This window comes from Kitasatospora sp. NPDC047058, assembly GCF_040643935.1.
Lineage (GTDB): Bacteria > Actinomycetota > Actinomycetes > Streptomycetales > Streptomycetaceae > Kitasatospora.
In genome coordinates this window covers 1-17,493 of the sequence record NZ_JBEYVJ010000146.1, presented here as the reverse complement: position 1 = coordinate 17,493, position 17,493 = coordinate 1, and the positions used below count along the sequence as shown (strand labels likewise).

Here is a 17,493-nt window from a genome sequence, read left to right as displayed (position 1 = left end):
CCCTGGAGGAACGTTCCTCCAGAGCCGCCGCAGCGGTCCCGCCGACGGGTCAGTGAATGATGCCGGTGCGCAGCGCGACCGCGACCATGCCGGCCCGGTCGCCGGTGCCCAGCTTGCGGGCGATGCGGGCGAGGTGGCTCTTCACGGTGAGCGCGGAGAGGCCCATTGCGACGCCGATCGCCTTGTTGGACTGGCCCTCGGCGACCAGCCGGAGCACCTCGACCTCGCGGCCGGAGAGCTCCCGGTAGGCGGCCTGCTGTGCGCCCGGCGCACCGGGGGCCCCGGGGGCGCCCGGAGCACCGGCCGCACCCGGCACGCCCGGCATGCCGGGGCGGCGCATCCGGCCGGCCAGACCGCCGGCGCCGATCGGGAGGCCGGGGCGGCCCGGCATGGCGACGTTGGTGCGGGTGCCGGTGACCACGTAGCCCTTGACGCCGCCGGCCAGCGCGCTGCGGACCGCGCCGATGTCGTCGGCGGCGGAGAGCGCCAGGCCGTTGGGCCAGCCCGCGGCGCGGGTCTCGGCCAGGATGGTGAGCCCGGAGCCGTCCGGGAGGTGGACGTCGGCGACGCAGATGTCGCGCGGGGTGGAGACCCGGGGGCGGGCCTCGGCGATCGAGGACACCTCGATCACGTCCCGGACGCCGAGGGCCCAGAGGTGGCGGGTGACGGTGTTTCGGACGCGGGGATCGGCGATGACCACCATGGCGGTGGGCTTGGTCGGGCGGTAGGCGACCACGTTTGCGGGGTGCTCAAGAAGGACCGACACCAGGCCTCCTGCGGGGAGTGGCGGACGGAACCCCGATGGGGGCGGTCGGAGTGTTCCGCGTTTGGAAAGGGTCACAGTCTGCTTCGGCAGCAACCGTGCCCGGCTTTAGCGAAAGATCACGATCTAGTGAGTAACAATACGGACAAATCGCGCAGGTGACTGATACGACATGCCTGGAATTCGCACAAAATCGATCGAATCCGATGCGGATCGGTCGGTTTCGGCCGGGTAATTGACGCAGAGCGGGTCTGAAGTCACACTCTGTCAGCCCTGGGGGTGGCGCCGGGCCACGCCGGTGCCGACCGGCCCGGACGCCACTCGTCAGTGCGAGCGCGGACGCCGGCGGGCGGGCATCGGGACCACCCCGCCGAGTGACGGGACGTCCGCCGGCGGCTGCGGCGCCGGGGCGGCCGGCGGCAGGCCGGCGCTGATGCAGAGCAGGTCCCCCCAGGCCGCCAGGTGCCGCTCGAAGCGGCCGTCGGCCGGCGTCCAGGACGCCCGGATCTCGATCTCGGTGGACGACGCCCGGTCCGCCAGGCCGCCGAAGTACTGCGAGGCGCACCTGGTCACCGTCCCCGACGGTTCGGCGTAGCCCGCGCCGTGCGCCTGCAGCGCGTCCAGCAGCCAGGCCCAGCCGACCTCGGAGAGCATCGGGTCGCCGGCCATCTCCGGCTCCAGCTCCGCCCGGGTCATGGTCACCACGCGGAAGGTCCCGTTCCAGGCCTCCTGCCCGGCCGGGTCGTACAGCAGCACCAGCCGGCCGTCGGCCAGCTCCTCGCCGTCCACCTCCACCGCGGCGGTCAGCGCGAAGGAGTGCGGGGCCAGCCGGCGCGGCGCCGGGGCGGGGGAGAGGACCAGCTCGGGACGCGGCCGCGCCCCCGTCAGAGCCTCGACCGCGGCCCGGAACTCGCTCGGCGCCGCCTCCCGACCCGTTCCGCCACCTGTTCCGCCACCCTGTGCGGGGTGCCCGCCGACCGCTGCCATGACCCGAAGACTAGGTCGAAAACGCGGGTATTCGCCGCAACTTCTGCCCGTGCGGCGTGCCGGGACGGCAAACCGGGCAGATCTTGGAGGAACCGACGAGCCCGGCCGGGGAGGTGCGTCCGGGGCGCGTGCGAAGATTTGAACCGTGAGCGAGACAACGGCAGACACCACGGCAGCCCCCCAGGCCGGCGCCGCCCCCGGTCAGCAGACCCCCGCGCGCCGCGGCGCCGCGCACGACTCCGCGTTCCTGCGCGCGTGCCGGCACGAGCCGGTGCCGCACACCCCGGTGTGGTTCATGCGCCAGGCGGGCCGTTCGCTGCCCGAGTACCTGAAGGTCCGCGAGGGCATCCCCATGCTGGAGTCCTGCATGCGGCCCGAGCTGGTCAAGGAGATCACCCTCCAGCCGGTGCGCCGGCACAAGGTGGACGCGGCGATCTTCTTCAGCGACATCGTGGTGCCGCTCAAGGCCATCGGCATCGACGTCGACATCAAGCCCGGCGTCGGCCCGGTCATCGCCGACCCGATCCGCACCGCCGAGGACCTCCGGCGGCTCCGTCCGCTGGAGCCCGACGACGTCCCCTACATCACCGAGGCCGTCGGCCTGCTCGTCGACGAGCTCGGCGGCACCCCGCTGATCGGCTTCGCCGGCGCCCCCTACACGCTGGCCAGCTACCTGGTCGAGGGCGGTCCGTCCAAGAACCACGAGAACACCAAGGCCATGATGTACGGGCAGCCCGAGCTGTGGGCCGCCCTCGTCGACCGGCTCGCCGACATCACCTCGGCCTTCCTCAAGGTGCAGATCGAGGCCGGCGCCTCCGCCGTCCAGCTGTTCGACTCCTGGGTCGGCTCGCTCGCCCCGGACGACTACCGCCGCTCGGTCATGCCCGCCAGCACCAAGGTCTTCGACGCCGTCGCCGGCTACGGCGTGCCGCGCATCCACTTCGGCGTCGGCACCGGCGAGCTGCTCGGCCTGATGGGCCAGGCCGGCGCGGACATCGTCGGCGTCGACTGGCGGGTGCCGCTCAACGTCGCCGCCGAGCGGGTCGGCCCCGGCAAGGGCCTGCAGGGCAACCTCGACCCGGCCGTGCTCTTCGCGCCCACCAAGGCCGTCGAGACCAAGGCCCGCGAGGTGCTGCACGCCGCCCAGGCGCTCGGCAGCAGCGGCCACATCTTCAACCTCGGCCACGGCGTGCTGCCCAGCATGGACCCGGACGCGCTCAGCCGGCTGGTCGCGTTCGTGCACGAGACCAGCGCCCGCTGAGCCCGCCGGCGGGCCCCTTCGCGCCGAAGGGGCCCGCCGCTGCGCCGCTCAGACGCCCGGCCGGTCGTGCGCCTCCTGATCCGCCTGATCCTCCTGTTCCACCTGTGCGGGGGACGGCTCCTGGGACGGTTGGTGGGCGGGCATCGGCGGCACCGGGGCGTCCGGCCGTCCGCCCGCCCGGCGGCGGCGCAGCAGCCAGAACACCAGCGCCGCCGGCCCGAGCACCAGCAGGAACGGCGTCACCGCCGCGACCGCCACGGCGAGCCCCCGCACGATCGCGACCAGCACGTGCCAGCCGCCGCCCAGCGCGGAGCCGACCGAGGCCCAGAAGCCCTCGTCCTCCTTCTCCTTGGCCTCCTCGACGTGCGCCGGCGCCGGCTCCCGCCGCACGTCCAGCGTGACGGTGGAGAGCGAGGTCTTCGTCGACAGCTCCTTCAGCTGCTTCTGCAGCGACTCCAGGTCCGCCTCGCGACGGCTCAACTCGCTCTCCAGGCTGGTGATCTCGCCGAGCGACTTCGCCTGCGCCATCAGCGCCCGGACCCGGTCGACGCTCGCCTGCTGGGTCTGCACCCGGCTCGACACGTCCGCCACCTGCTGGGTGAGGTCGTCCGCCTGGCTCCGGCGTGACACCACCTCGCCGAGCGCCGCCAGCTGGTCCAGCGTCTGCTGGAAGGACGCCGACGGGACCTTCACCGTGATCTGGCCGCTCTGCCCGCCGGTGTCGGACGGCCCGCCGCTCACCGTCTCGGCAGCGACGTAGCCCCCGGCGGAGGCCGCCAGCTCCCGCGCCCTCGCCAGCACCGCGGGCACGTCCTTGCCACGCAGCGACACCTGCGCCGTGTACGCGATCAGCCGGTTGTCGCCGACCGTGACGGGGCCGGGCGTCGCCGCCCCCTTCGCGTCCGCCGCGGCCCCGCCGGGGGAGGCGGCGACCGGCGGAGCCGCCGCCGGTGCGGCGGCGCCCTTCACCGCACTGTCCGCACCCCGCTCGGCGCCCCCCGCACTGCACCCGCCGACCAGCACCACCGCCGCGACCACCGCCGCCGCCCCCGCTCTGCGTCCCGCCCCGAGCCGTCCTCGCACCACGTCGAACCCTCCCCAACTCCCGTACCCGGCACCCGGATCCGGACGCCCGGACCATTGGACGGGGCCACCCGCCGAACGGACCCGGCCGGGAGATCGCAACTCGGTCACGGCTCGATGGCGGCCCGGACAAGACCCCGGGCACCGGGCGGTTTCGCTACCGTCGGGCCATGAGCGAGCTGCCGGAGTGGATGTACCCGCCCCGCGAGGAGGGGTGGATCGCCGACGACCACGACCACCTGCCGCAGGCGCCGCGGCACACCGAACTGATCGACGGACGCCGCGCTGGAGGACCTCGTACCGGAGGGGATGTGACCGGAGCGCGAGATCACGATCACCCTCGACCGGCTCAACCGTCCGGAACCTGATGTGATGGTCGTGACTGCCGAGCCGGACCCCGCCCGCACGCGATATGACGCGGCCGACGTGGTGCTCGTCATCGAAGTCGTATCGCCGGAGTCCGCACACCGCGATCGCACGGTCAAGTTCCGCAAGTACGCCGAGGCCGGCATCCCGCACTACTGGATCGTCGAGGAGGAGGACGGTCTGCCGGTCGTGCACGTCTTCGAGTTGGAGCGGACGACCAGTTCCTACTCTCCGGCCGGGATTTTCCGGTGCAGGCTGGAACGGCCGCTGCCGTTGCCCGTCGCCCTCGATCTCGAGGCGCTGGTGTCCCGGCGGAAGCGGCCGGGGCGTGCAGCGGATTGAGGCATTCGTGTAAGGACCTGCGAGACTGCGGGGCATGGCGCAAGCACAGGTCGTAGTGATCGGCGGCGGTATTGCGGGGCTGGCCGCTGCCGCGTTTCTGAGTGGAGCGGCGGGCGGGCCCGCACGGGCGCGGGTGACGCTGCTGGAGGCGTCCGAGCGGCTCGGCGGGAAGCTGTACGGCGGTGAGGTCGGCGGGGTCCGGGTGGACCTGGGGGCCGAGTCGATGCTGGCCCGGCGGCCGGAGGCGGTCGAGCTGGCGCAGGCGGTCGGCCTGGGCGAGGAGCTGGAGCCGCCGACCACCGCGAAGGCCGCGATCTGGACCCGCGGTGCGCTGCGCCCGCTGCCCGGCGGACAGGTGATGGGCGTCCCCGGAGACCTGGCGGCGCTCGCCGCGTCCGGGGTGCTCACTGCGGAGGGCCTGGAGCGGGCGCGGCACGAGAGCACCGGCGAGGCCGTCGCGGACGACATCGCGATCGGGCGGTACGTCGCCGAGCGGCTGGGCCGCGAGGTGGTGGACCGGCTGGTCGAGCCGCTGCTCGGCGGCGTCTACGCCGGGCACGCGGACGAGATCTCGCTGCGCGCCGCCGTACCGCAGCTGGTGGCGATCGCCCGCGGCGGCGGCTCGCTGGTCGAGGGCGTGCACGAGCTGGCCACCCGGCCTCAGACCGTCTCCACCCCCGTCTTCCAGGGCCTGCGCGGCGGCCTCGGCACGCTGCCCGAGGCGGTGGCCGCGGCCTGCGCGAAGTCCGGCGTCGAGCTGCGCACCCGGACCGCGGTGGACGGGCTGCGCCGCACCCCCGACGGCTGGCGGGTGGTGACCGCCGACGGCGAGGTCCTGTCCGCGGACGCCGTCGTGCTGGCCGTGCCCGCGCCGGCCGCGGCCCGGCTGCTGCGCGCCGACGCCCCCGGGGCCGCCAGCGAACTGGACGGCGTCGCGTACGCGGGGATGGCGCTGGTCACCCTGGCGTTCCGGCGGGCCGACCTGCCGGAGCCGCCGGCCGGCAGCGGCTTCCTGGTGCCGCCGGTGGACGGCCGCCGGATCAAGGCGTCCACCTTCTCGTCCAACAAGTGGGGCTGGCTGGAGCGCTCGGCCCCGGACACCTTCGTGCTGCGCACCTCGCTCGGCCGGCTCGGCGAGGAGCAGCCGCTGGAGCTGCCGGACGAGGAGCTGGTCGCGCAGTCGCTGGCCGACCTGCGGGAGGCGATCGGCCTGACCGCCCGCCCGTACGACACCGCGGTCACCCGCTGGCGGGCCGGCCTGCCGCAGTACCCGGTCGGCCACCTCGACCGGGTGGCGCGGATCCGGGCGGCGGCCGCCCGGGCGGGCGGACTGGCGCTGTGCGGGGCCGCGTACGACGGGGTGGGCATCCCGGCCTGCATCGCGAGCGCGCGGGCGGCCGTCGCCGAGCTCGACAAAATGTTGACCCCGCCGGTCGGGGAGCACGTCACGGAGAGGACAATGGGCGCATGACTGAGACCGTTGAGCAGCAGCCGGAGCAGCAGCCCGAGAAGAAGAAGGCGCGCGACCTGAACCAGGTCATCCGCTACACCATGTGGTCGGTGTTCAAGCTCAAGGGCGACCTGCCCGAGGACCGGACCACCCTGGCCGCCGAGGTGGACGAGCTGTTCGCCCAGCTCGCCGCGAAGGACGTCACGGTGCGCGGCACCTACGACGTGTCCGGTCTGCGCGCGGACGCCGACATCCTGGTCTGGTGGCACGCGGCGGACTCGGACGACCTCCAGGAGGCGTACAACCGCTTCCGCCGCACCGGCCTGGGCCGGGTGCTGGAGCCGGTCTGGTCGAACATGGCGCTGCACCGCCCGGCGGAGTTCAACAAGTCGCACATCCCGGCGTTCCTGGCCGACGAGCGCCCGCGCGACTACGTCTGCGTGTACCCGTTCGTCCGCTCCTACGAGTGGTACCTGCTGCCGGACGCCGAGCGGCGCGCGATGCTCGCCGAGCACGGCCAGATGGCGCGCGGCTACCCCGACGTGCGGGCCAACACGGTGGCCTCGTTCGCGCTCGGCGACTACGAGTGGCTGCTCGCCTTCGAGGCGGACGAGCTGCACCGGATCGTCGACCTGATGCGTGACCTGCGCCCGTCCCGTGCGCGGCTGCACGTCCGCGAGGAGGTGCCGTTCTTCACCGGCCGCCGCAAGCCGGTGAGCGAGCTCCTCAACGGCCTGGTCTGAGCAACGGCCCGCCCCGGCCGGCCCCGAGGGCCGGTCCCCCGTCCGCACGGGGGACCGGCCCTCGTCGCGTTCCCGGCACGCCCCCGCCGCGCCGCCGCGCCGCCTCCGCCCCGCCGCTCAGGGGGCGGAACCGGTCCCGGGGTCAGTGCCGGTGGCGGAGGGCGGCGCGGAGGCGGGCGTCGGGGTGGGCGGCGGGGCCGATCATGGCGACGGCGGTGAGCAGTTCGCGCTCGTCGTCGTCGGTCAGGCCGTGCTGGCGCGGCGGGCGGACCTCGCGGAGCACCTCCTGGCCGACCGGGGAGGCCCAGCGGGTGTAGGGGTAGACGTCGACCCGGGCCATCAGCAGCGTCCCGGAGGTGAGTACCAGCGGCAGCGAGAACCAGGCGAGCGGGGCCAGCGTGTCACCGTCCGCGAAGCCGCCGAAGGCCAGCGCGCCGGCCAGCAGGACCAGGGACAGCAGCAGCGCCTGCCGGACCTGCCGGATCACCAGGACGGTCTGCTGCTGGACCGGCGCCGGGGTGGCCAGGCCGGCCAGCGCGAGCCGGGCGCCGATCTCCAGGACGGTGGGGTGGACGGCCATCGCCCGGCGCAGGTCCTCGGTCGGGCACTGGCCGTCCGGGCCGACGCCGGCGACCACCGCGCGCTCCAGCCGGCTGCGGCCCTTCGGGTCGACCACGGTGGTCCAGCCGGTGTGGGCGAGGTGCAGCCGGCCGCGGGAGGCCATCAGGACCAGGGCCAGGTCGACCACCCGGTCCGGGCCGCCGGCCAGGTAGGCCGTCTCGTACAGCCCGATCCCGACCGCCTCGGGCGGCCGGGGCCCCTCCTGGCCGGCGAGCGCGTCGGCGGTGGCGGTCATCCGGACCAGCCGGATGCAGGAGAACACCGCGGCGGCACAGGCCGGTATCAGGAAGAGCAACCACATGGGCTTGTTGTAGACCCGCCCGCCCTCCGCGGGGAACGCATTCCCGGCGCGCGATACCGAACTGTGACGCGGGAGGCGGGGCGGGCCGGGGCCTCAGGAGCCGCAGCCGCCGCCACCGCAGCTGGAGCCGCAGCTGGACGAGGACCCGCAGCTGCTGGAGCTGGAGCCGCAGCTCGACGAGGACGACGACCCGCAACTGCCCGAGGACGAGCCGCAGCTGCTGCTGCCGCAGCTCGATCCCGAGGAGCCGGAGTCCGAGGAGGAGCCGCACCAGGTGGCCGGGCTCGCGCAGCTGGAACCGGACGACGAGGAAGAGGAGTTGGACGAGCCCCCGCCCCCGAACGCCGCCCTGGTGACGGCGTCGTGGGCCGCGTCCTCCGCGGCGGCGGTCAGCAGCGCGTCCTGCAGCTCCGGGTCGTCCAGCCCGCCGGCGGCCAGCCCGCCGAGCGCGACCGCGCCGAGCAGCAGGGCACCGGCCGCCGGCGCTCCGACGCCGGGCCGCCACGCGCCGCCGGCGGTCATCAGCGCGAGCTGGCGCCGGCCGGCCGGGGTGATCCGCTCCCGGTGCGGCCGGGTGACGAGCAGGGAGAGCAGGCCGGTCCCGAGCAGGACCAGCGGGATCCACAGCGCCGGGCTGTCGGAGCCGGCGGAGCCGTCGTCCAGGACGTACGCCAGCACGGTGGTGGCCACCACGGCGATCAGCGCGAACCAGATCAGCCGGTGCGCCCAGCGGGCCCGGCGCATCCGGTCCGGGTAGCGCATCAGCCCCCGGTCGGCGAGCCCGTCGCCGAGCTTCTGGACGGCGGACGAGCGCATCACCGTGCGGCGCAGCGGGCCGAGTTCGCGCTGTCCGGTCGCCCCCGCGGCGTCGATGACGGCCTGGTCCACGGCGTCGTACGGGTCGTTGCGGGTGATGGTGACCAGCCGGTCCCGGTTGACCACGACGTGGCCGGCCTGGTGCATCCGCAGGAGTGCGGTGTCGAACACCCGGCCCGGGCCGCCGGCCAGGAAGGCGGCCTCCATCAGCGGCAGGCCGCGGCCGGGCAGTCCCCGGGCCTGGCGCACGCGCCCGACCTGCTGCTTGGTCTGCGTCGCGTAGAGCGCGGCGGCGGCGAGCGGTACGGCCGGGATGAGGAAGTAGCTGTTGTGCCACATGGGCGGTCCCCCCGAACGGGTTGGTGCGGTCGGTCGATGTCAGTGGGTGGGCCGGCGGCGGGGCGTGAGCGCCCGGCGCAGGCGGGTGAGCGGGCCGGTCGGCTGCTCCGGGGCGGGGCCGTCGAGCCACCGCGCCAGGGCCCGGCGCCGCTCGGGGCCGAGCCCCTCCCCGGGCCCGTAGGCCGAGGTGTTGGCCAGTGCCCAGGCGGCGAAGGCCCGGGCGTCGGCGCGGTACCCGCCGGTCTGCGGGTGCCGGCGCGCGTAGGCGAGGAACAGCGGCCCGTACTGCGGCCCGAGCAGCCGGGGCAGGTCCGGGGCCACCTTGGCCGCGGTGTCCCGGCGCTTGTGGGCCAGGCCCAGTGCCTGGGCGTGGACCTGGGCCTCGTCGAAGCCCGGCGGGACCGGCCCGCCCGCCACCAGGGCGGCCAGCAGGGCCTCCTGGCGCTCGGCCAGCCGGGCCCGGGCGGCGGCGAGGCGGCAGTCCTCCGGCGGGTGCACGGTCTCCGGTGTCCTGCCGGTCGTGCCGGTCGTCGTGCCAGCCGTCGTGCCGGTCGTCCTGTCGGTCGTGGTGCCGGTCGTGGTGTCGGTCTCCGGGGTCGTCACGGCCGCCGGGCCCCGTCCAGGACGCGCCGGATGGCGTCCAGTTCGGCGGCCAGCTCGGCGGGCGGCGGGAAGTTGGCGTCCCGCTCCAGCAGCACGCCGGGCGGTACGACCCGCGCGCACAGCTCGGCCAGCACCTCCAGCACGGGCTCGGTGACGGGGTGGGCGTGGGTGTCGTGCCAGACGCCGTCGACCAGCCGGCCGCCCGCCACGTGGACGTAGGCGAGCGCCTCCAGCGGCAGCCGGTCCAGCTCGGCGGCCGGGTCCAGGCCGAGGTTGACCCGGTTGGTGTGCAGGTTGGCGACGTCGATCAGCAGCCGGACGCCGGTGCGCTCGACCAGCTCGGCGAGGAACTGCCCCTCGGTCAGCTCGTCGTCCGGCCAGGCCAGCTGGGCGGCGATGTTCTCCAGGGCCAGCGGCACCGGCAGCCGGTCCTGCGCGATCCGGACGTTCTCGGCGATCACGTCGAGCGCGTCGCGCGAGCGCGGCACCGGCAGCAGGTGCCCGGCCTCCAGGCCGCCGGCCCGGACGAACGCCAGGTGCTCGGTGACCAGCGGCGAGCCGAGCGCCTCGGCCGCCCCGGCGAGCTTGTCGAGCCGGGCCGGGTCGGGCCTGCCGGCGCCGCCGAGGCCGAGCGAGACGCCGTGCGGGATCACGGTGACGCCACGGGCCCGCAGGACCTGCAGCGACTCGGGCAGGTGGCCGGCGCAGATGTTCTCGGCGACCACCTCGACCCAGTCCAGACCGGGCTGGCGCTCGACCACGAGGTCGATCTCGCCGCGCCAGCCGAGGCCGACGCCCAGCGTGCCGCCGTCGGCCTGCCGGGCAGGGGTGTTCAGTGCAGGGGAGGTCATCGGTGCGCCCCCTTCTGAGGGCTGGGTGGGGGGCCGTCGGCCGGCGCGGGCGTCGTCGCCAGGGCCGGTCCGGGCCGTGCTGCTGAGGATGTCCCCGGGCGCGGCGGCTGCCAAGCCTTGCCCGGTAATCTCAGAGCATTACTTGAGCTTGCCGGCCCGTTCGAGAGGGACTCTAACCCTCTCCCGGTGGAAGAACCGCAGGTGGGGGCGGAAATTCGGAGGCGAACCGGCACCCCGGACACTACCGTGACCCACCTATGACGACATTGACGATCCGTGACTTCCGCCCCGCCGACGCCGAGGCCGTGGCCGCCGCCCACAGCGCGGGCCGTGAACACCTGGTGCTCACGCCCGAGACGTTCGTGTGGCTGGACGCCCATTACCCGGCCGAGCAGCACCACCGCACCCTCGTCGCCGAGCTCGACGGCCGGGTGGCCGGCGCGCTGCGCTGCGGCCTGGTCACCGGCACCACCACCAAGGGCATCGGCTACGCCAACGGCAGCATCCTGCCCGCGTACCGGCGCCGGGGCGCGTTCACCGCGCTGCTCGAAGCGGCCGAGGCCCACCTCGCCGAGCACGGCGTGGTCGAGGTGCACAGCTGGGTGGACCAGGAGCCGGCCGCCCTGGAGTTCGCGGCCAACCGCGGCTTCACCGCGGGCCGGACGGCCCACTTCGGCAGCCGTGACCTCGCGCTGCCGCTCCCGCCGGCCCCCGCACTGCCGGCGGGCGTCGAGCTGCGTCCGGCGAGCGAGTGGGTGGACGACCCGTACCCGATCTTCGTCGTCGAGGCGGACGCGGTCCGGGACGAGCCGGGCGAGGTGGTGATGGACGCCGCGGACTACGAGGACTTCCTGAACGGCGTCTGGGCCCGGCCGGATCTCGACCGCGAGCTCACCGTGGTCGCGGTGGTCGACGGCGAGCCGGCCGCGTTCAGCGCGGTGCAGACGGACGGCGCCGAGCGCTACTGGTCGGCCTTCACGGCCTGCCGGCGGGACTTCCGCGGGCGGGGCCTGAGCAAGCTCGCCAAGCACGAGTCGCTGCGCCGGGCGCAGGCCGCGGGTTTCCGGCGGGCGTACACCAGCAACGACGCGACCAACGCGCCGATGCTCGCGATCAACGAGTGGCTCGGGTACGAGCGCTGCGCGAGCGAGCGGAAGTTCACCAAGCGGCTGGCCGGCTGACGGGCCGGAGGGGGCGGGAGGCTTGTTTTCCTAGCCCGTGCGGGTGAATCGGGCGCACATCCGGCGCCGCACGCCGGGCGGACTGCTGTGCCGGGAGTTCCTGGTGTTCTACGGGGCATCACCTCACGGCAGTCAGTTCGTGCCCGAGTCTTCCGTGCGGGGGATGCCATGGAGATCCTGCTTCAGGTCCTGGTCGGATTCGTTCCGGCCGTGATCGGTTTCCTCGCGGCCCGCTCCCTCGCCCGTGCCCGGCTCCTCCTCCGCTACGGCTTCCTCCGGGCGCTGCTCGCCCCCTACAGCCGGGTGCAGATCATCACCCCGAGCATCGAGGTGGCGGAGTTCGCCTTCGCCAAGGACGGCCGCCGGCTGACCAGCCGCGGCCCGAGGAACGTCCTCTTCATGCCGATGGCCGAGGCCCGGGCGATCGCCCAGCTCACCGACCTGCTCCGGAAGATCAACCGGAAGGCGACGATCGAGCTGGTCACCGCCGGGGCGCAGGACCCGCGGATGCCGACGTTCTCGGTCGGCGGCCCGAGCGTCAACCCGTACTCGGCGACCGTCCTCGGTGCGGCCTTCCCGGACTTCTGCATCGAGTACCCGGAGGCGGCCCGGGCCCGCTGGGGCGGGATGACCTTCGAGGCCCAGTACAACGCCGCCGACGAGCTGATCCGCGACCACGGTTTCCTCTTCGTCACCCACACCTCGCGGCACGCCCCCTGCATCGTGCTCTGCGGCGTCTTCGCCTTCGGCTCGGCGATGGCGGTCGAGGCCCTGGCCGCGGCGACCCGCAAGTCCCCGCTGGCCGCACTCTTCCGCAGTGGGGAGAAAGGATTCGCCGCCGTCGAGGGCCGCGTGATCGGCCTGGACACCGTCGACGTGACGGTGGAGGTCTGCCGGCTCCTCCCGGCGGCCTGAGTTCCGTCCGGCCCCGTCCTGCGACCGGGCCTGCTTGTCGACAACTCGCCTTCTTTGCCTGAAGTTTGACGCATCATCATGGACATGCCTCGCGCATCCGCCGCAGGATGAACCTCAGGAGGGCGTCGAGGCTGATGTGAGCCCGGAGCCCACGGGGGAGGGGTGGGGATGGCGAACGGCTACTCGGTGGACCTCGCCGCGCTGCGGGATGCCGCTGCCGGCGTGAACGGCACACTGGACCAGCTGAGCAGGCGGAGTGTCACCGACATTCCACACGAGTCGTCGGCCATCGGCGACGATCACTTGGCGCACACCCTGTCGGACTTCCTGAGCCGCTGGAAACGTGGCGTGGAGAACCTGGCCGAAGACGGCAAGGAGATCAGCACGCGCCTGACCGCCAGCGCCAACGCCTACGCGAAGGCCGAGCAGGACGCACACCAGCACCTGGTCCAGTCGGGCAGCAAGGTGTCGGGCGGTGGAACCGACCCGGGGGTGCACTGATGGCGGCCGAACTGGGTGCGACGAGTGATCCGAAGGCGCTGATCCCCGGGAGCCCGGCGGCCGTCTACTCGACCGAGGCCGAACTCCGCGCCTACGGCGACCACCTGCACCAGGCCGGTGCGGGACTCCTGCGGATCGACACGACCGAGGGGTGGCAGGGCGAGGCCGGAGACGCGTTTCGCAAAGCCTTCCACGGCCAGCCCGGCAAGTGGCTGCGGGCCGGGGACGCCTTCCACGAGGCGGCCGACGCGTTGGGCGCCTACGTGCCGACGCTCGTCTGGGCCCAGTCCCGGGCGGCCGCGGCGATCGGCCAGTGGAACGCGGGTGACCGGCAGGCGGCGACCGAGACCCTGCGGAGCGCGCGCGACCAGCTCGCATCCATGGGCAGGACGGCGGCCGAGAAGGTGGGGCGGGCGCGGGATGCGGCCCCGCCCAAGCCGGGATTCTGGTCCCGGCTCGGCGACGGCATCGGTGACTTCCTCTCCGATGCAGGCCACTTCGCCGAGCAGGTCGGCGAGACCGCGCTCAACGACCTCGCCTCGGTCGGCAATGCGATGCTGCATGATCCGGGCGCCGTCCTCGAGCTGGCCGGTGGACTGGGGCTCGCCGTGCTCGGCGCCGGTGGCGAGGTGGGCGGGTTCGCCCTGGACGCCACTGGGATCGGGGCGGTGCTGGGCGTGCCGGTGAACGTGGTCTCGGCCGGGGCGATCGCCGGCGGTCTCGGGCTTGCGGGGGCCGGGCTGAGCACCATCATGCAGGACGCGGCCGGGCCGGACCGGGTGCAGATGACCTCCGACGGTGGAGGTGGCGGTGGCGGTGGGCCGGCACCGGGTGAGCCGGTCTCGAACCGGGTCCGGCCGCCGCAGGAAGGCGACACGAACTACATCGTCGACAATCCGGCCGACCTCTCCGACACGATCACCGACATCGACCGGGTGGAGAACGGAACGCTCTGGGAGGAGAAGACCGCCACCGGCCAGGACCCGCGGATGGATCCGCAGCGGTGGGTGGAGAAGAATGTCGTGAAGAAGCTCGACTCGTACCTCCGCGCCAGGCCGTATCTCGAAGGGTACGAGGACGCCCCGATGGGCCTCGACTTCACGGAACCCGGGGCCACTCCCGAGTTCCGGGCCGCTGTGGAGCAGGCTGTCGGTGATTGGAAGACCGCGCATCCCGGCGTGGACGTCTCAGTGAGGTGGGCGCAGTGAGCTGCACATTCCAAGTGCGGGACGAGGTCGTCTGGGACCCGTCGAACACGGTGGCGCGGCTGTTCAAGGGTGAGGCCGAGGCGGTGGCGTCGGCATTCGGCCTGGTGTCGGGCGTCGGGGACATCATCGAGGACGAGTGTGAGATCGACCTGCCCGTCCTCGAGGAGTTCCTCGCCGAGCTCGTCCGGCAGTACCACCGGGCGACGCATCCGATTCTGCGGTCGCTGACCGTGGGCTTCATCGCGACGGCGTCCGTCCTGGTGGAACGGGCCGGTGGGCGGTTGCCGTCCGGGGAGCCGGAACAGGTGGCCGCCTGGGCGCGGCTCCGGCAGGAGCACGCGCGCTCGATGTCGCGCTGACACAGCGGCCGGCCGCCACGAGGGCCGCCCCGTCCTGCCCCTTGAGACAAAGTGGTTCAGACCGCACCGGTGCGAATGGGGACAGGTCGGGAGCGTCTGGGGCAGGAAGTGGCTTGAATCGCAAGGGTTTTGCTCCGCTCCTGTCATATCGTCGGCATAATCGCGCCCATGACGATCAGCCGCGCGAACGTGAGCGCGATTGCCGAAGACCTGTACGTGTGGCTCCCGCCGAAGCGCGGCTGGGGGCTGGCCAACTGCGGGTTGCTGGCCTCGCCGCGCACCGCACTGTGGATCGACACGCCCTACGACCCCTCCCTCGCCGCCGAGTTCCTCGCCGAGAGCAGGAGGCGGCTGGCCGACGGGGTCACCGTCGACCGGGTGGTCGTCACCCATGCCAACGGGGACCACCTCTGGGGCGCCGGCGTCCTCCCGGACGCCGAGGTGATCGCCACCCGCGAGGCGCTGGACCACATCCACTACGAGCCGACGCCGAAGCAGCAGCACGCACTCGTCACCGGCGGCGACCCGGACTCGCTGCTCGGCGGCTACCTCCGTGAGCACTTCGGCCAGTTCGACTGGTCGGCGGCCGAGCCGGTCCACCCGCACACCGTGTTCAGCGGCGAGCTGGAACTGCGGGTGGGGGAGTACCCCGTGCAGATCACCGCCCTGCCGGCCGCGCACACCGGCGGCGACCTGCTGGTGCACCTGCCGCACCAGCGCGCGGTGTTCACCGGTGACGTGATCTTCGGATCGACGCCCGAGCAGCCCGGCGACCACCCCTCGCACTGGGCCGGCCCGCTGGAGAACGTCATCGCCGCCTGCGAGCAGGCGCTCGCCACCGGCGCCGAGGTCTTCGTCCCCGGCCACGGTCCGGTGCTCGACCGGGCCGGCGTCCGGGCCCACATCGCGTACCTCGCCTACGTCCGCGACCGCGCCCACGCGCTGCACGCCGCCGGGATACCCGCGCTGGACGCCGCCCGGCGGATCATCGCCGAGCAGCGGCACCCCGAACTCGGCCTGCCCGAGCGGCTGGTGCTCACCGTCGCCGCCGAGTACCGGCACCTGGACGGCAGCGAGGTGCCGAACGTCCTGGAGGCGATGAGCCAGGTCGCACTGGTGGCCCGGGAACTGGCCCGGGACGCCGCCCGCCCGCCGCGGCCCCGCTCCGGGGACGACACCGCCACCCCCGCCTGACCGGCGGGGTCCACGGCCCGGCCAGACCATCCAGCCCCTTCGATCGAGGACTTCCGAGGACGTCGATGACGCAGACCGCGCTGCTCGCCCTGGCGGTGATCGCGGTCGCCGCACTCGCGGCGGCCGGTGTTCTGGCCCGCGGACGGTCCCGGGCGCTCGCCCGGGCCGTCACCGCCGAGACCGCCGCCGCCCACGGTGAGGAGCGGGCCCGTGCCGCCGACGGGCGGCTGGCCCGGGGCGAGCAGCAGCTGCGCGAGGCGCAGGAGGTCACCCGCCGGGCGACCGAGGAGGCCCGCCGCGCCGAGACCAGGGCCCTGGCCGCCGAGGGCCGGGCCCGCGAGGCCGACCAGCGCACCGCCGCGGCGGAGCACCGCGCGGCCGAGGCCGAGCTGCACGTCCGCGCGGCCGAGGACCGGACCGCGGAGGCCGGCCGCCGGGCCGAGGACGCCGACCGGCGGACCGCCGGCCTGCTGGCCGAGGTCGGCCACCTCGCCGCCGAGCGGGTGGCCGCCGCCGCCCTGCGGCTCAGCCACCCCAACGCGCCCGCCGCCGGACCGCTGGACGCGCGGGCCGTCGGCCCGGAGGCGGTGCAGGTGCTGCAGGACGTCCTGGACGCCGCCACCGCCGCCGTCACCGACGAGCGCGAACGGGTCGACGCCGCCGCCCGGGCCGCGATGCGCGGCGCCACCTCCAAGATCCAGACCCTGCTCTACCAGATCCAGAGCCTGGTCCAGCAGCTCCAGCACGACAACGACGACCCGCGGCTGCTGGAGGTCGACTTCCGCAACGAGGTCGCGCTGCGCCGGATCCAGACCATCGCGGTGCTCTGCGAGGCGTGGCCCGGCCTGGCCCGGACCGACTCGCCGCTGGCCGAGGTGGTGGTCGGCGGGCTCTCCCGGGTGCCCGGCTACGCCCGGATCAAGGTCGCCAACCACCTGCGGGACGACCGGCTGGCCGTGGTGGCCCGGGCCGCCGAGCCGCTCGCCATCGCGGTCGCCGAGCTGCTCGCCAACGCCACCGCGTACTCGCACCCGGAGACCGACGTCCCGGTCACCGTCCAGCAGGGCGGCCGCGGCGCGCTGGTGATCATCGACGACAGCGGCATCGGCATGGAGGAGGACCAGCTGCGCCGGGCCCGCCGGCTGCTGGCCGGCCCGCCCGAGGTGCTGCTGACCGAGCTGGGCAACCCGCCGAAGACCGGCTTCGCGGTGGTCGGCAAGCTCGCCCGGCAGTACGGCTTCGCCTGCCACATCGAGCCCTCCCCGTACGGCGGCATGCGGACCATCGTGCGGATCCCGGCCGGGCTGCTGACCGTGGTGGACCAGGAGCAGCCGCTCTCGGTGCTCACCCCGCTGCCGCTGCGCGCCGGGACGGGGCCGGCCTCCGCGCCCACCGTCCAGGTGGTGCCGCCACCGCGGGACGGGTCCGACGGTCCGGCGGGGCACGCCGCGCCCGGTGGGCACGCCGCGCCCGGTGGGCACGACCTGCCGGGTGGGCATGACCTGCCGTCCGGGCACACCGCGCCGGCCATGCACGTCGTGCCGTCGGGGCACGCCGCGCCGACCGACGGGAGCGGGCTGCCCAGCCGTCCGCCTGCTGCCGGGCGAGC

At 74.3% G+C, this 17,493-nt stretch carries 16 protein-coding genes and 2 pseudogenes; 11 read left to right on the top strand and 7 right to left on the bottom strand.

What is annotated here, in order from left to right:
- Positions 1 to 49: 49 nt before the first annotated feature.
- A complete protein-coding gene (locus tag ABZ885_RS21790; RefSeq protein WP_148642571.1) occupies positions 50 to 766 on the bottom strand; it encodes a response regulator transcription factor in 717 nt (238 codons plus the stop codon).
- A gap of 321 nt (positions 767 to 1,087) precedes the next feature.
- On the bottom strand, positions 1,088 to 1,750 hold the full coding sequence (locus ABZ885_RS21785; protein ID WP_360190978.1) for a DUF3000 domain-containing protein: 663 nt from the start codon (positions 1,748 to 1,750) through the stop codon (positions 1,088 to 1,090).
- A gap of 247 nt (positions 1,751 to 1,997) precedes the next feature.
- Between ABZ885_RS21785 and hemE the strand changes: the two genes are divergently transcribed.
- A complete protein-coding gene (hemE, locus tag ABZ885_RS21780; protein WP_360190982.1) occupies positions 1,998 to 3,011 on the top strand; it encodes a uroporphyrinogen decarboxylase in 1,014 nt (337 codons plus the stop codon).
- Positions 3,012 to 3,059: 48 nt separating this feature from the next.
- On the opposite strand, the gene ABZ885_RS21775 is transcribed toward hemE, so the two are convergent.
- On the bottom strand, positions 3,060 to 4,097 hold the full coding sequence (locus ABZ885_RS21775; protein ID WP_360190975.1) for a DUF4349 domain-containing protein: 1,038 nt from the start codon (positions 4,095 to 4,097) through the stop codon (positions 3,060 to 3,062).
- A 167-nt stretch (positions 4,098 to 4,264) separates the two neighbouring features.
- Here ABZ885_RS21775 and ABZ885_RS21770 point away from each other — a divergent pair.
- The 3 genes and pseudogenes from ABZ885_RS21770 (at position 4,265) to hemQ (ending at position 6,995) form a co-directional block, all read left to right on the top strand.
- Positions 4,265 to 4,802: pseudogene (locus ABZ885_RS21770) on the top strand (Uma2 family endonuclease).
- Between the two features lie 34 nt (positions 4,803 to 4,836).
- Positions 4,837 to 6,273, top strand: coding sequence for a protoporphyrinogen oxidase (gene hemG, locus ABZ885_RS21765; RefSeq protein ID WP_360190972.1), 1,437 nt, complete (start codon positions 4,837 to 4,839; stop codon positions 6,271 to 6,273).
- The gene (gene hemQ, locus ABZ885_RS21760) at positions 6,270 to 6,995 is read left to right on the top strand and encodes a hydrogen peroxide-dependent heme synthase (protein WP_360190969.1); all 726 of its coding nucleotides are present in this window, start codon (positions 6,270 to 6,272) and stop codon (positions 6,993 to 6,995) included. Before hemG ends, hemQ begins: the two co-directional genes overlap by 4 nt.
- 142 nt (positions 6,996 to 7,137) lie before the next feature.
- Here hemQ and ABZ885_RS21755 read toward each other — a convergent pair whose 3' ends face one another.
- The 4 genes and pseudogenes from ABZ885_RS21755 to ABZ885_RS21740 form a co-directional block, all read right to left on the bottom strand.
- Entirely contained in the window at positions 7,138 to 7,917 is a 780-nt protein-coding gene (locus ABZ885_RS21755) for a TIGR04222 domain-containing membrane protein (RefSeq protein WP_360190966.1), read from the bottom strand.
- Positions 7,918 to 8,010: 93 nt separating this feature from the next.
- Positions 8,011 to 9,072 carry a TIGR04222 domain-containing membrane protein gene (locus tag ABZ885_RS21750; RefSeq protein WP_360190964.1) on the bottom strand — a complete coding sequence of 354 codons (1,062 nt, stop codon included), beginning with the start codon at positions 9,070 to 9,072 and terminating at the stop codon, positions 8,011 to 8,013.
- Positions 9,073 to 9,111: 39 nt separating this feature from the next.
- Positions 9,112 to 9,675, bottom strand: a complete 564-nt coding sequence (locus ABZ885_RS21745; protein WP_360190961.1) for a hypothetical protein — start codon at positions 9,673 to 9,675, stop codon at positions 9,112 to 9,114.
- A gap of 14 nt (positions 9,676 to 9,689) precedes the next feature.
- Positions 9,690 to 10,526, bottom strand: a pseudogene (locus ABZ885_RS21740) (DUF692 domain-containing protein); the annotation flags it as partial.
- A 257-nt stretch (positions 10,527 to 10,783) separates the two neighbouring features.
- Here ABZ885_RS21740 and ABZ885_RS21735 point away from each other — a divergent pair.
- From ABZ885_RS21735 to ABZ885_RS21705, 7 genes are all read left to right on the top strand, one after another.
- Entirely contained in the window at positions 10,784 to 11,707 is a 924-nt protein-coding gene (locus ABZ885_RS21735; protein WP_360190959.1) for a GNAT family N-acetyltransferase, read from the top strand.
- Between the two features lie 168 nt (positions 11,708 to 11,875).
- The gene (locus tag ABZ885_RS21730; RefSeq protein WP_360190956.1) at positions 11,876 to 12,622 is read left to right on the top strand and encodes a hypothetical protein; all 747 of its coding nucleotides are present in this window, start codon (positions 11,876 to 11,878) and stop codon (positions 12,620 to 12,622) included.
- A gap of 168 nt (positions 12,623 to 12,790) precedes the next feature.
- On the top strand, positions 12,791 to 13,123 hold the full coding sequence (locus ABZ885_RS21725; protein WP_360190953.1) for a hypothetical protein: 333 nt from the start codon (positions 12,791 to 12,793) through the stop codon (positions 13,121 to 13,123).
- The gene (locus tag ABZ885_RS21720; protein WP_360190951.1) at positions 13,123 to 14,331 is read left to right on the top strand and encodes a putative T7SS-secreted protein; all 1,209 of its coding nucleotides are present in this window, start codon (positions 13,123 to 13,125) and stop codon (positions 14,329 to 14,331) included. The genes ABZ885_RS21725 and ABZ885_RS21720 overlap by 1 nt, the downstream gene beginning before the upstream one ends.
- Complete coding sequence (locus ABZ885_RS21715) at positions 14,328 to 14,690, top strand: DUF6086 family protein (RefSeq protein WP_360190948.1); 363 nt, start codon at positions 14,328 to 14,330, stop codon at positions 14,688 to 14,690. Before ABZ885_RS21720 ends, ABZ885_RS21715 begins: the two co-directional genes overlap by 4 nt.
- Positions 14,691 to 14,858: 168 nt before the next feature.
- The gene (locus ABZ885_RS21710) at positions 14,859 to 15,884 is read left to right on the top strand and encodes an MBL fold metallo-hydrolase (RefSeq protein WP_360190945.1); all 1,026 of its coding nucleotides are present in this window, start codon (positions 14,859 to 14,861) and stop codon (positions 15,882 to 15,884) included.
- Positions 15,885 to 15,949: 65 nt separating this feature from the next.
- Positions 15,950 to 17,493 (top strand): ATP-binding protein (locus ABZ885_RS21705; RefSeq protein ID WP_360190942.1); only part of this gene is annotated, 1,544 nt, incomplete at its 3' end.

Excerpts from the sequence above, each read along its gene's own strand:
- ABZ885_RS21785 (WP_360190978.1), bottom strand. The coding sequence starts at position 1,750 with ATGGCAGCGGTCGGCGGGCACCCCGCACAGGGTGGCGGAACAGGTGGC.
- hemG (WP_360190972.1), top strand. The coding sequence starts at position 4,837 with ATGGCGCAAGCACAGGTCGTAGTGATCGGCGGCGGTATTGCGGGGCTG.
- hemQ (WP_360190969.1), top strand. The coding sequence starts at position 6,270 with ATGACTGAGACCGTTGAGCAGCAGCCGGAGCAGCAGCCCGAGAAGAAG.
- ABZ885_RS21755 (WP_360190966.1), bottom strand. The coding sequence starts at position 7,917 with ATGTGGTTGCTCTTCCTGATACCGGCCTGTGCCGCCGCGGTGTTCTCC.
- ABZ885_RS21750 (WP_360190964.1), bottom strand. The coding sequence starts at position 9,072 with ATGTGGCACAACAGCTACTTCCTCATCCCGGCCGTACCGCTCGCCGCC.
- ABZ885_RS21735 (WP_360190959.1), top strand. The coding sequence starts at position 10,784 with ATGACGACATTGACGATCCGTGACTTCCGCCCCGCCGACGCCGAGGCC.
- ABZ885_RS21730 (WP_360190956.1), top strand. The coding sequence starts at position 11,876 with ATGGAGATCCTGCTTCAGGTCCTGGTCGGATTCGTTCCGGCCGTGATC.
- ABZ885_RS21725 (WP_360190953.1), top strand. The coding sequence starts at position 12,791 with ATGGCGAACGGCTACTCGGTGGACCTCGCCGCGCTGCGGGATGCCGCT.
- ABZ885_RS21720 (WP_360190951.1), top strand. The coding sequence starts at position 13,123 with ATGGCGGCCGAACTGGGTGCGACGAGTGATCCGAAGGCGCTGATCCCC.
- ABZ885_RS21710 (WP_360190945.1), top strand. The coding sequence starts at position 14,859 with ATGACGATCAGCCGCGCGAACGTGAGCGCGATTGCCGAAGACCTGTAC.